Here is a 12296-nt window from a genome sequence, read left to right as displayed (position 1 = left end):
CTATATGAAGGAGCGCCATACCTGGCGGCCGTCCATGACCTCCAAGGCCCGTCAAAGAGCGGCAAAAGTGGCTTAAGCGCATATAGATTCTGCTTATTTGCCGGTGTGTCCAAGGCTTTTCTAGGCTGATTGCAGAGGTCCGGCAACGCGGCCGGCCCCGATCGTGAAGGACAAGTGAGACCATGACAGGATTCGATACCATCAACGATTCCTATGCCAACCGGGGACTGGGATTCGACTATGAGCAACGGCGCGAGCTAAAACTGGACGGGCTGCTGCCTGCTGCCGTACAGGATGACGAACAGCGCGAGCGCATCGTCTACCGCCGCTTCCTGGCCCAGCCCACCGATCTGGACAAGCGGCTCTATCTGATGAGCATCTGCCGCACCGACCGTCGGCTTTTCTACAGGAGCATGGACAAGCACCTGACCGAGTACATGCCCATCGTCTACGCCCCCACCGTGGCCCAGTCCATCCAACGCTACGACGAGTTCTATTCGGGCAGCGATGTGGCCTACATCTCCATCGATCATCCTGAGGGGATCGGCGATGCCCTGGACCAGTACGCCGGTGATCGGCCCATTGACCTGGTGGTCTGCACCGACGCAGAAGGCATTCTTGGCATCGGCGACTGGGGCGCTCAGGGCGCTGAGATCCTGACAGGCAAGCTGGCGGTTTACACCGCTGCTGCCGGCATTGACCCTTCGCGCGTTCTGCCGGTGATGGTAGATGTGGGCACCAACCGCCAAGCCCTGCTGGACAATCCCGACTACGTGGGCAACCACTTCGCCAGGGTCAGAGGCCAGCGCTACGACGACTTCATCGATGACTTCGTCCAACAGGTCCTCCAGCGCTATCCGGAGGCCCTGATCCACTGGGAGGACTTCGGCAGGCCCGAGGCCGCGCCCGTCCTCAAGCGCTATCAGGATCGGATCCTGACCCTGAATGACGACATCCAGGGCACTGGCGTGACCGTCCTGGCCGCACTGATCGCCGCCAGAAAAATCGCCGGAACCGACCCCAAGGACACCAGGATCATGGTCTTCGGCGCAGGGACCGCCGGCGTGGGCATCGCCGACCAGATCGTGGACGACCTGATCATCCGCCAAGGCATGGATACCGAGACCGCGCGCAGCAGGGTCCTGCTCTTCGACCGTCAGGGTCTGATCGAGCAGGGCCAGGATGATCTGACCGAGGGCCAAACCCGTTATGCACGCAAGCCAAATGAGTTCGCTTCGGTCACCGACAAGACTTCGCTGGCAGAGGTTGTCGACGCCTTCCAACCCACGGTGCTCATCGGCACCTCGACCAAGCCTGGAGCCTTTGACCAGAACGTTGTGGAGGCCATGGCCAAGCATGTGGAACGGCCGCTGCTCTGCCCCATCTCCAACCCCACGGAACTGGCCGAGGCCAAGGCCGCCGACGTGATCGCCTGGACCCATGGCCGCGGTTTCGTCATCACCGGCACTCCCTCAAAGCCTGTTGACTACCAGGGCGTCACCTATTCCATCGGACAGGGCAACAACGCCCTCATGTATCCCGGCATCTGCTTCGGGGCCATCGTCGCCAAGGCACGGCTGGTCACCAAGGGAATGTTGTTGGCCGCAGCCTATGCCATCTCCGACATGATCGATGTGGACAAGCCAGGAACCGCCGTGCTGCCTCCGGTGGCCGACCTCAAGGAGATCTCGCGCAGGGTCGCCACTGCTGTGGCTGCACAGGCAGTCCAAGAAGGCCTGAACCGGGAACCGATCGAGGACGTGGACGCCGCCGTGGCCAAGGCCCAGTGGCACTACGACGCCTGAGCGAAACCGGCACCTTCGCTTCTTGCGATGTTGAGATTGGGGTCCGACCGTCACGGTTCATCACCTATGATCGCGGCGACCGGACCCCAATCATGAGTCAGGCCCTGTCAATATCCTCAAGGGTCAATCTTCTTAAGTCCGGCTGACGATGATAGTCTGATGATAAGTAGTCTTTCGCCAAAGTTGACGGATAAGCAATAATAATCTGAGCAACAATCAAAGGAAGCGGCTCATGACCTATATGGATAATGTCCGCGACCTCGAGCTGCTTACCATGCTGGCCCGGTACGGCAGTTTCACCGATGTCGCGTTGGAGGCGGGCATCTCTCAGCCTGCGGTCTCGCAGGCCATCAGAAGACTGGAAAAGCGCCTAGGAACCAGGCTGGTCCAAAGGCAACGCTTCGGAGCAGGTGATGGCACACAGCTCACCCAAGCAGGAAGAACAGTGGTAGATCATATCGGCCAGGCCCTGGATCTGATCAACTCCTTGCCCGAGGCTTTGGCTGCACGGACCGGTATTCGACGGCGCACCATCGGCCTGCCGCCCATCATCTCATCGCTACTGAGCTCCGGACAAGAACAGCAGAAGCAGTCCGAACCAGACAAGAACACGACCATAGAAAGCATAGGATCCCAAAAGCTCCTGGGCCAGATAGAGGCCCACCGCGTGGACTATGGGGCTGTTGCCAGCGTGGACGAATCGCTGAGCGTGGATGGCGTTGAAACGACCAAGCTGGCCTCCTACCCTTTCGGCATGGTCTGCACCCAGTCCATGGTCGAACGATTGGGTACGGCAGGAATGACCAGTCTGCACCCCGAGGATCTGGCCATGCTTCCCGGGGACGTCCCCTTCGCCACCCTCAACCGCGATTTCGTCCATGCCCAGGCCGCTGAACGGCTGATTCACCTGTCTGAACCTGTCAGCCACCTGATCGAGGTCTCCGACGTGGAAACACTGAAAATGGTGACTACATCCAGCCTGGTCTGCAGCCTGATCACCTCAGCTGGCGTACACCCTGGCGATGGTCTGCGCTTCATCCCCTTTGCCGGTGATGACATGCCCCGCTTCAATATCTACCTCTTTAACGACACGAAGCGCGAGGCCTTTCACGAGGACGTGGAGGAGGTGCACGCCTTCAGCGACTACGCCACCAGCCGACTGGGCTCTGTGGCTTGACCAAAATGCAAGTCAATGCCCAGGGAGAAGCGGGAATATCCGCAGCGTCCATCTGTTGTATACTGACGAAGCTGGTCCGTAATGGCACCGGCAGAGCTTGATAATTCAAGATTGGGGCTGATCGGTTTCGACGGTGACCTGTTCGTCGCAGGGAAGCGTGCCGAGAACGCGGGGGTCCGCTCGTTAATGTCCTCCCGCAAACAACAAGTGCTAAATCTAACCGCACTGAGTTCGCTCTCGCTGCCTGAGCTTCGCGCCAGGATTAACCAGTGAGCAGCTGCTCCGTTCACTCCCCTTCGCCTTCGGGGGGATGCTGAGCGTCATTAAGAAGACTTGCCTGAACTGCCGCGCCACAGGGCGGTTCGGGGACTTTTACTGCGGCTATGCCCGCCACCAGTTGTCTGCGACACAGGTGGGGGCAGACAGATAGCCACAAAGGCCAGCAGACTACGCACGTAGAAGACTGAGGGTGCGGTCACCGGACCGGGGTTCAATTCCCCGCAGCTCCACAAAACAAGGGCTGGCCGAGGCAACTTGGCCGGCCCTTTTCATACTGCCTTTACGGTTCAAGAATCCATCTCCCCGCATTTTTTAGTGCGTCACATTGTCAAAAACCTTATTCATGAATCTCAAGTCATGCTCGTTTCTTCACTCGCGGAGTTAAAATAACTCCAATACAACTCCATTCGGAGCAATAATGATATAATTCTGGAACTAGAAAGACCAACAGAGCAATCGAAACGAGTGAAAACAATGAAAGAGACAGCGAGAATTCAAATTCGCACCAGTGAGGATATGAAGCGTCGGGCCTCACAGCTTTTCGAAGATCTAGGCCTTGATCTCGGCACAGCAATAAATATGTTTCTTTCTCAGTCTTTGCGCGAAGGGGGACTTCCATTTCGCTCCCAACTTTCCAATTTTGACAGGGAAATGGAGGAAGCTCAAGCTTCACCGGTCACTCACGTGGGTGATGTAGAGGATATGAAAGACATCATCCATCATGTATGAGTTTGCATATACGCAAAAATTCCTGCGTGATGTCAAGAAAATCAAGAAGAAGCATTTCGACTTAAGCAGGCTCGATCAAGTGCTCGACGACTTGGCTGACTACAATTCAGCACTGCTTAAACGCAAATACCGAAATCACCAGCTGAAAGGACGCTGGTCCAAATACGAGGAGCTGCATGTCGACGCAGACTGGCTCCTGGTGTACAAGCGCGATAAAAATCGAATGATTCTCACTTTGATGACCACTGGCAGCCATGACCAAACACTGTGACATAAGTGAAAGTCTGAGTAATCGAGCCTTGTTCCGACTGACACGAATCACTGTACTCAATACACAAATTTGACCGCCAACTGTTTATCTACTTCTCAGTTAAAGAGTTAATCGCCAGTAGGATCTCCTCAAGATTAACGTGCCATAATGGCGATACCCATCTTCGAGCAGCCAACATGTATTTTCTGTATTGACCAGTGCTGGTCAATACAGCAAGGAACTGCAGGTTGATGAATATGTCACACAGCCATGGCCGAGATCAATGCTTGGCAAGACCGCTCAATTACGCTCGCGGGTCCAGGAGTAAAAGTTCATTGTCAATCATTCGCCTACGGCGCCTTGCAGAATGGTTATGGGCGAGCGCCGCAAAGCAGGCCGCGCCGTCAGCATGGTCGCCAGCGAGCCGACGACGATGATCGGGAACCCGCATACAAGGAAGAACTGCCGAGGAAAAACCATGGACAGACTATGGACAAGCGACCAGTAGACCATAGCTGTACTCAGTCCGACCAGTCCGGTGCCGCCCGCTGCGATGATAATGCCCGTAGTCATCACGATGGTGCCGTCCAATATGGATATAGCAGTCAGCTGCCGCGGGTTTGCGCCGGCAATTGACAGGAGCGCCAAATCTAGGTCACGATCCCGAGCGGCGATGGCGAACCCCGCAATCACGCCGACCAGGGCGACAAGAAGCGCTGCCCAGAAACCATAGAGCAACTCCAGGGTTCCCCCCGATGTGACGTTCTCTATTCCCGGTACCTTGTTCATGGCGATGGTACTGGTGCCTCCGGCAGCCAACAGACCACCAACCAGAAACATACAGGCAGTCAGAGCTATAACTGTTGAGCCGAATGTCGTATCTCGACTCCTGGCCACAGCCTGTGAACGCGTTATCCGCCAGACAGCAGATGACGAGGGGACCAGAGCAGTCCAAAGTTGAGTGACCCTGCTTATAACTGGCCCACCAGAACGTGCCAAGGCAATAAGCAGCAAGAGAATAGCAAACAGCGGTCCACTTCCAACGGCACTTATGACCGCTTGGACCTGCTTAGGCTCTAAGGACCCAGAGCCGCTGCGCGAAAGATAGGCAAAGACAGGCAATGGCAATAGCAGCAAGGCCAATCCAAGGAAAAGGGATACAAGACCGCGTCCATGTCGGGGCCGGTCAATCGATTCGCTCTCCTCAGCACGGCGCACCAACCGGACGGGTGTCATCTTCCCCAAATCCCGCAATGTTCGGCTGGTCGCCAAGACCGCCGTGGCCAATCCCACTGCAAGACCAGTCAGGGCAGACCTGGGAAAACCGTGCCAGGTAAAAGCGAAATGTACCGGCATTCGCATTCCAGCGGAATACCAATCGAGGATCCTTCCAGCCAGCGCAGGTGAAAGAGCCACAGCAACGAGGGAGGCTGGTAGAACCAAAATCATCACCTGCAAAAGTGTAAGCAGCAGGATCTGCCTAGGCGTGGCTCCCAGCAGTGAGAGAAGGGCAAGCCCCTGCCGACGTTGGCGAATCGATGCCTGCAGGGTCTGTTTGATCACCAGACAGCCGAGCACAATGACCGTGAGAAAGACCATACTCAGGACCGAAGCCAGGCTCTTGGCAGGATCCCTGGTCTTGGCCGACAAACCCTGGTAATAGCTGTTGACACCCATGCTCACGCTCATGGCACAGAGCAGGGTTTGAGTAACCACAAGAACGATAAAGACGCCAGCCCAGATGCCATTATTGGCTTTCAAATCACGTAAGGCCCAAGTCATGTTTCATTCACCTGCCACGTCCTCGTGCGTACACTCGACTACATTCCTCTATTACATGAATAGCCCACCGACGCGAAAGACAACATCCGGCAAACCCCTGAAACGACCCTGAATCAACCCTGATTCCTTCTCGCAATGGACCGTCGACCGCTCTCTCCCCTTCTTAGTCCGCCATCAGAGTCGCCCACGTGCTACTCTGATGCGCAGAACCTGATGCAGGTTCCCGGACGATGGTCAAGTACCCGGACAGCGACAAGACTTGCCGAAAGGGAGCCATGTCCTCGTGGATCATACTTATACTCGCTGGCATCTGTGAATCGGTCTGGGCCACCGCCCTGGGCAAGTCTCAAGGTTTTACCAAAATCGTCCCTGACATCGTTTTTATTGTGGGACTGATTCTCAGCATGATGGGTCTGGCCTTTGCCATGCGCAACATCCCTACCAGCACGGCCTACGCAGTCTGGGTCGGCATCGGAGCTGCCTTGACTGTCCTATACGCCATGGCCACGGGCTCGGAGCCTATTTCACTCGCCCGCATTCTGCTCATCATCGGCCTGGTCGCCTGCGTAGTCGGACTCAAGATCATCAACTGAAAGCAGTGCCTATCAAAGCAGATATATCCAAGCAGCAGAATCAATGAGGAAAAGGAATCGCTATCATGACCGCAAAAACGGCAATGCACATCAGATGATGCCGAACTGATACGTTCCTTGGGCATTACCACTTTCCGCGACACCTTCGCCGCCGACAACAGCCAAGAGAACATGGAAGACTACCTCCGGCACTCCTTCTCCCCCGAACTGGTCAAGTCACAATTGTCCGAACCTGAATCCGTTTTTCTTCTGGCCAGCGTGGATGGCACGCCCGCAGCCTACATGCAGCTCAACACCGGGAAGGCCCAAACAGGGCAGTTCGGCGACACATCCATGGAGATCGAGCGGCTATACGTCCTATCGGATTTCAAACGCCAGGGATTGGGCACCCTGTTGATCAATCGAGCCTTCAAACGTGCCAGAAACCAGAGCCTGAGCAAATTCTGGCTGGGTGTATGGGAGCACAATGAGCCCGCCCAACGTTTCTACCAAGCCATGGGCTTCAAACGGACCGGGGAGCACACCTTCACCTTGGGCGAGGATCTACAGACCGACTGGATCATGACCGCAGCAGTCAGTTGACGGATACGTCTGTACAACCAAACAACGCCAGCGAATCTGAGACAATCCAAGGGAAACCATGACTGACCAGAATCCGCCCATCAGCGGAGTAAGTAGGTAATTCCTCATGACATCCTCCGTGCACACCGATCAGGGTTGCGTCGAAGAGGCAGCCCGTCATATTTCCTTGGCAATACAGGCACCGCGGACTTCGACCTGAAGCTAGGCATCGTAAGAGTTGAAGGGACAGCCATCGACTGGACCGTTGACAGGAACCAGCCCTGCTACGACTACATTGAAGTGGGCGTCTTTCATGCCAGTCTTCAAACGGTTCTCCGACCTGACACCAACCAGGTACCGGTCCAGCTTTTCCCTGCGACACTACAACAACGCCTAAAGTATTTAGACTGGAACCATGAGAATCGTCATACAGCGGGTCAGCCATGCCCGGGTCGATGTGGTCGACGAGCAAGGGCAGCCAGATCCTGATTTTAAGCCCCAAAGCATTGGCAAGGGACTCTTGCTGCTGGTGGCCGTCCAGGATGGCGACGGAGCTGACCAGGTCAACTATGCCGTCCGCAAGCTGACCCGGATGCGCATCTTCGCCGACGAGGAAGGCCGGATGAACCGGTCGGTCCTGGACTGCGGCGGATCCATCCTCTCCATCTCCCAGTTCACTCTTTACGCGGATCTGCGGCGCGGCAATCGACCCAGTTTCATGGCTGCGGGCGAACCACAACACGCTCAAAGCGTCTGGCAGGATCTGAACCAGGCACTGGCCGCGACCGGTGTGCCAGTTGCCGTCGGACAATTCGGCGCCCACATGCGAGTGAATTTGGTCAACGACGGACCGGTGACCATCCTGCTGGACACCGACAGGCTGATGAAGACGGCTACTCCTTCAGCGACTATTTAACGATGGGTCGCAGGGGCGCCGACACATCAAGCTGATGCTTGTCGCCGATCTTGGACGGATCGTTGATGATCTTGTCGACCACGGCCTGCTTGAGCTTCAGGTCGGAGCCGTCACCCCAAATGATGACATGTTTGCCCTGGTCCAGCTCGGTGGTGATGGAGTCCTGGGTTTCCGCAGTCACCTTGGTCACCGAATGGCGCATGGCCTCGGGCATGGTCGACAGTATCCGCAGGGTCTGCCTGACCGCCTGATCCTGCTGGGCACGATTGACGGTGGACACCTGAATGACCGGCACTCCCTTCACCGGCTTGGACACAGTATTGAGCACCCTCCCCTGTCTGTCTACGGCCGTCAGTTTGTCCTGCGCATCCTTGAAGACCGCAGTGGGCTCCTGGGCATCGAAGGTCACCTCCAGACCGTGCGGAAAACTCTTGCGGACCTTGGCATCGGTCACCCCGGCCATGCCGCTGATCTCCTGCTCGACTCCATTAGTGGAAATCAGCAGCAGCGAGCGATCCCCCTGATGAGCCACGATTGAGGCCACCCGATCGTTGGACACCCAGGCATTGCCGCCGCTGACATCGATCTTGTCGGTCTGCAGGCGGAAGACCGGCGAGAGAAAAAGCAGCCATGACAGTCCTGCAATCAGAGCCATGACCAGGAGGACGACACCTGTCCGGATCAGAACCAGCCTGCGGCTGACCTTCTTCTTCTCGCGCACCCGGGCCTGAAAGTCCAGAACCTTGGGCCGTACGAAGATCCCCAGCCCCTGATCCTCCTGATCGGTGCCAATCCTGCCTGAGACGGGTCGGTCCGGCGGTATGGTCCGGGCATCGACGAATCCGCCGGCCGAACTCGTCGAACGAGATTCTACAGACTTGGATGTCACTGACTTGGAGGCTGAGGCGCTGCTGGCTTTGACTAGAGAGCGGGAGGATGAAGAGGCCGACCTTGGGCTACGTGTCCTGGAGCCGCCTGCATTCTTGGCACGATTGGGACGACGCTTGAGACGCTTGGACCGCTTGAGACGCCTGCCCCTGCCGCCTGTCTTTTCAGCCTTGGACCGGCGACCTGCCAATCCCGCAGCATCGGAAGCGGCCGACCTGCCCGATCTGGCGGTTCTGCCGGTCTGCGGTTCCTCTCCCAAAGGCTTGGTGGTGCGCGCAGACCGGGCTGTCCGTGCGGCCTTGGCAGCCCGAACGGCCCTGCTTCTGGAAGAGGCTCCGCCGGAGGCGCTGCGACCCTTGCCGGTCTTCACTGCTCGTCCCGTTCAGCCAGCCTGTCAAGAATGACCGGTCCCATGGCTGTGATATCGCCGGCGCCTACGGTCAGGATCACATCCCCCGGCTCTGCCCGCTCGGCCAGATCCAGAGCTGCCTGATGCATGTCCGGGCAGGCCCGGAAGACAGCTCCGGTCGACCTCTTCCCGGAATCCTGGGACTCATGGTTCGATGCCTTGCGAGCGGCGGCAGGGATGGTCCCGGCATCCACGCCCGGAAAATCGCTGGCCAGCTCACGGGCGGGGAAGATGTCGGTTACGGTCACATCGTCCGCCAGGGACAAAGCATCTGCGAACCGGTCAGCGAAGATGGCCGTTCGCGAATACAGGTGAGGCTGGAAGAGCACCCTGATGGTCCGCCCCGGATAACGCCGTCTGGCGGCTGTCAGCAGGGCGGCGATCTCCGTAGGATGATGGGCGTAATCGTCCACTACGGTGACCCCGTGCTGGATTCCACGGACCTCGAAGCGTCGAGAGGCCCCACGGAAGTCTGCGGCAGAAGCGGCGGCCGTATCCGGGGCCATTCCCAACAGGATGGCGGCGATGATTGCCGCGGCTGCATTGCGGGCATTGTGAATGCCGGGAATCGCCAAGTTCACCTGCAATTCGAGCGGCTTGCCGGCATCCAACCCTGCTGCCTGGAGCACCTGCGCCGGGAGAGCCAAACGGCAATGCTCACGACCGCTGCCGCTGCTTTCGGACTCGGACTCGATGCGAACCAGGCCGAGGACCCCGGGCAGGGAGCCCATATTCAGCTGGGGATCCGAAGCATAGACGATGATCTTGGCCTGGCAGTCCCCGTGCAGCCGCCGCAGCACCTCCAGGGCGCCCTGGTCGTCCCCGCAGACCACCAGGAAGCGGCGGGCATGCCGGGCATGTTCCACGAAGGCCTGGTGGAAGGCGTCAGCCGTGCCGTAGTGGTCCAGATGGTCGGGCTCCACGTTGGTGATGATGGCGATGTCGGGAGTGTACTTGCCAAAGCTGCCGTCGGACTCGTCCGCCTCGGCCACCAGGACCCGTCCGGCTCCCACATGCCCCCCGTCCATGGGCCCCTGGCCGCTCTGAAGGCTGCCCCCGATGGCGTAGCTGGGATCGGCCAGATCCCCTTGGCCGCCCTTGGTCAGCAGGTGGGCCAAGAGCGCGCTGGTTGTGGTCTTGCCATGGGCGCCAGCCACGGTGACTGAAATTCTGGAGGCCATAAGCAGGGCCAGAATGTCACTGCGATGGACCAGCCGGGCGCCGGCCTCGCGAGCTGCCAGAATCTCGGGATTGTCAGGCTTGATGGCACTGGACCAGACCACCGTGCGAGCCCCGGCCACGTTGCTGGCATCCTGGCCGATGGCGACCGGGATTCCCAGCTGACGCAGGCGGCGGGTCTTGTCCCCCTCGGCGCGGTCGGAGCCCGAGACCTGCGCCCCCTCCTGGTGAAGCATCTCGGCCAGCACGCTCATCCCGGCCCCGCCGATGCCGATGAAGTGGGTGGGCCCCAAATCCCTGGGGTCGCGCACTCCGTCCTGGGCCAAGGCAGGCAGGCAGGGGTCCAGAACCGGCAGGGACCGGTCGCCGCCGTCCTGCCGACCGGGCACAGTATTCAATTCATGCTTGGGCACAGTAGTTGCATCTCCTCCAACAGTTCAGGACCGTTCAGGACGGTCGCCCGTCGCCTGCCTCCATTATGCCCGATTAGGCCCTCCCAGAGTCCTTGCGGGCAAGGTGTTGGTCGGCCATGGTCAGGATCTGCTCAGCCATCACCTGGGCGGCGTCGCGAATCCCGTACCCCCAGGCCCGGCTGCGCATGTCAGCCAGCCTATCCTTATCAGCCATAAGAGCAGGGACGTGCTGGGCCACCCATTTGGCGTCCAGCGCCGCATCATCGACCATGAGCCCTCCCCCGGCCTGAACGACTGGCTGGGCGTTGAATCGCTGCTCGCCGTTGCCGATGGGCAGGGGCACGTAGACGGCGGGCACCCCCAGGGCGGCCAGCTCGCTGACAGAGCCGGCACCAGCCCTGCAGACCACCAGATCGGCGCAGGCGAAGGCCAGATCGATCCGCTCCAAGTATTCGGCCATGTGGTAGTCCCCCCGGCCCTGGTCGGCCGGGTCCAAATCGTTGATGGCCGCATCGCCCAGATCAGCCGCCACCTGGTCTCTGACCTGGTCGGCCTTGCCACGGCCCGTCAGATGGATGACCTGGGTTCGATTCAATAGTTGCCGGGCCGCGCCAGCCACCGCCTTATTCAGGTTGAGCGCACCCAGGGATCCCCCGGTGACCAGCAGAATGGGCCTATCGGGATCCAGACCCAGGGACCGTGCCGACTCCCGGCGAGCGCCCGAGGGATCAGCCTCCATCCGCTTGGCCAGTCGGGCGATGGCCGGCCGCAGGGGAAGACCCACGCGGCGCACAGGCACGCCGGCCCGGGCTCGGATACCGGTGTCCTCATAAGCCGTGCCTACGAAATCAGCCCAGTGAGCGCCCAGCTTGTTGGCCATGCCTGCCCGGGCGTTCTGCTCGTGGACGACGATGGGCAGGCCCAGGTTCCGCGCAGCCCTGTAGGCCGGCGCCGAGGCATAGCCACCAAAGCCGACCACCAGGTCGGCCGACCGAACCTGCAGATATTCTCGGACTCGCTGCACCTCATGCCGCCAACGCCGGGGAAAGCCCAGGGCGGCCTTGCCGGGGCGACGGGGGAAGGGCACCTTCTCAATCAAATCCAAGGGAAGGCCGGCGGCTGGTACCAGGTCATGCTCCAGCCCGACCGCGGTGCCGATCACGCTGACAGCAGCCTGGGGGCAGCGCTCCCTAATGGCCGCAGCCACGCTGAGCAGGGGGTTGACATGCCCTGCAGTCCCCCCGCCGGCCAGCACCAGATGGGGACCAGCGTCCTTTTCGGCATGCTCCTGGTCGTCCCCAGGCATCCCGTTCTC

General features: G+C 59.3%; 11 protein-coding genes, 1 other RNA gene and 1 riboswitch. Of the genes, 8 read left to right on the top strand and 4 right to left on the bottom strand.

Annotated elements, in window-relative coordinates; genetic code table 11:
- The first annotated feature begins 182 nt into the window (after positions 1 to 182).
- From QRX40_RS05795 to QRX40_RS05775, 5 genes are all read left to right on the top strand, one after another.
- Positions 183 to 1805, top strand: a complete 1623-nt coding sequence (locus QRX40_RS05795) for an NAD-dependent malic enzyme (protein WP_313836942.1) — start codon at positions 183 to 185, stop codon at positions 1803 to 1805.
- Between the two features lie 232 nt (positions 1806 to 2037).
- A complete protein-coding gene (locus QRX40_RS05790) occupies positions 2038 to 2982 on the top strand; it encodes a LysR family transcriptional regulator (RefSeq protein ID WP_313836939.1) in 945 nt (314 codons plus the stop codon).
- Between the two features lie 113 nt (positions 2983 to 3095).
- Positions 3096 to 3494: a transfer-messenger RNA gene (gene ssrA / locus QRX40_RS05785) on the top strand.
- Between the two features lie 241 nt (positions 3495 to 3735).
- A complete protein-coding gene (locus QRX40_RS05780) occupies positions 3736 to 3990 on the top strand; it encodes a type II toxin-antitoxin system RelB/DinJ family antitoxin (RefSeq protein ID WP_101432134.1) in 255 nt (84 codons plus the stop codon).
- Positions 3983 to 4261, top strand: coding sequence for a type II toxin-antitoxin system YafQ family toxin (locus tag QRX40_RS05775; RefSeq protein ID WP_045924101.1), 279 nt, complete (start codon positions 3983 to 3985; stop codon positions 4259 to 4261). Before QRX40_RS05780 ends, QRX40_RS05775 begins: the two co-directional genes overlap by 8 nt.
- Positions 4262 to 4582: 321 nt before the next feature.
- On the opposite strand, the gene QRX40_RS05770 is transcribed toward QRX40_RS05775, so the two are convergent.
- A complete protein-coding gene (locus QRX40_RS05770) occupies positions 4583 to 6022 on the bottom strand; it encodes an FtsX-like permease family protein (RefSeq protein WP_313836936.1) in 1440 nt (479 codons plus the stop codon).
- Between the two features lie 203 nt (positions 6023 to 6225).
- Positions 6226 to 6289: riboswitch (guanidine-III (ykkC-III) riboswitch) on the top strand.
- Positions 6290 to 6297: 8 nt separating this feature from the next.
- Here QRX40_RS05770 and QRX40_RS05765 point away from each other — a divergent pair.
- The 3 genes from QRX40_RS05765 (at position 6298) to dtd (ending at position 8092) form a co-directional block, all read left to right on the top strand.
- The gene (locus QRX40_RS05765; RefSeq protein WP_313836935.1) at positions 6298 to 6615 is read left to right on the top strand and encodes a multidrug efflux SMR transporter; all 318 of its coding nucleotides are present in this window, start codon (positions 6298 to 6300) and stop codon (positions 6613 to 6615) included.
- Positions 6616 to 6732: 117 nt separating this feature from the next.
- The gene (locus tag QRX40_RS05760; protein WP_313836933.1) at positions 6733 to 7197 is read left to right on the top strand and encodes a GNAT family N-acetyltransferase; all 465 of its coding nucleotides are present in this window, start codon (positions 6733 to 6735) and stop codon (positions 7195 to 7197) included.
- Between the two features lie 394 nt (positions 7198 to 7591).
- Positions 7592 to 8092: a D-aminoacyl-tRNA deacylase gene (gene dtd / locus QRX40_RS05755; protein WP_313836931.1), complete on the top strand. Its 501-nt coding sequence runs from the start codon at positions 7592 to 7594 to the stop codon at positions 8090 to 8092.
- Here dtd and QRX40_RS05750 read toward each other — a convergent pair.
- The 3 genes from QRX40_RS05750 to QRX40_RS05740 form a co-directional block, all read right to left on the bottom strand.
- On the bottom strand, positions 8085 to 9350 hold the full coding sequence (locus tag QRX40_RS05750; RefSeq protein WP_313836929.1) for an FtsQ-type POTRA domain-containing protein: 1266 nt from the start codon (positions 9348 to 9350) through the stop codon (positions 8085 to 8087). The two genes, dtd and QRX40_RS05750, sit on opposite strands and share 8 nt — an antisense overlap.
- Positions 9347 to 10924 carry a UDP-N-acetylmuramate--L-alanine ligase gene (murC, locus tag QRX40_RS05745; protein WP_396184422.1) on the bottom strand — a complete coding sequence of 526 codons (1578 nt, stop codon included), beginning with the start codon at positions 10922 to 10924 and terminating at the stop codon, positions 9347 to 9349. The genes QRX40_RS05750 and murC overlap by 4 nt, the downstream gene beginning before the upstream one ends.
- Positions 10925 to 11054: 130 nt before the next feature.
- The gene (locus QRX40_RS05740; protein ID WP_313837030.1) at positions 11055 to 12287 is read right to left on the bottom strand and encodes a UDP-N-acetylglucosamine--N-acetylmuramyl-(pentapeptide) pyrophosphoryl-undecaprenol N-acetylglucosamine transferase; all 1233 of its coding nucleotides are present in this window, start codon (positions 12285 to 12287) and stop codon (positions 11055 to 11057) included.
- Positions 12288 to 12296: the final 9 nt, after the last annotated feature.

Source organism: Bifidobacterium sp. H6bp9 (assembly GCF_032193695.1).
Classification (GTDB): domain Bacteria; phylum Actinomycetota; class Actinomycetes; order Actinomycetales; family Bifidobacteriaceae; genus Bombiscardovia; species Bombiscardovia kimbladii.
This window is presented reverse-complemented; position numbering and strand designations above follow the sequence as displayed.

Coding starts and splice junctions, on each gene's coding strand:
- QRX40_RS05790 (WP_313836939.1), top strand. CDS start 2,038: ATGACCTATATGGATAATGTCCGCGACCTCGAGCTGCTTACCATGCTG.
- dtd (WP_313836931.1), top strand. CDS start 7,592: ATGAGAATCGTCATACAGCGGGTCAGCCATGCCCGGGTCGATGTGGTC.
- QRX40_RS05775 (WP_045924101.1), top strand. CDS start 3,983: ATGTATGAGTTTGCATATACGCAAAAATTCCTGCGTGATGTCAAGAAA.
- QRX40_RS05795 (WP_313836942.1), top strand. CDS start 183: ATGACAGGATTCGATACCATCAACGATTCCTATGCCAACCGGGGACTG.
- QRX40_RS05770 (WP_313836936.1), bottom strand. CDS start 6,022: ATGACTTGGGCCTTACGTGATTTGAAAGCCAATAATGGCATCTGGGCT.
- QRX40_RS05740 (WP_313837030.1), bottom strand. CDS start 12,287: ATGCCTGGGGACGACCAGGAGCATGCCGAAAAGGACGCTGGTCCCCAT.
- QRX40_RS05765 (WP_313836935.1), top strand. CDS start 6,298: ATGTCCTCGTGGATCATACTTATACTCGCTGGCATCTGTGAATCGGTC.
- QRX40_RS05780 (WP_101432134.1), top strand. CDS start 3,736: ATGAAAGAGACAGCGAGAATTCAAATTCGCACCAGTGAGGATATGAAG.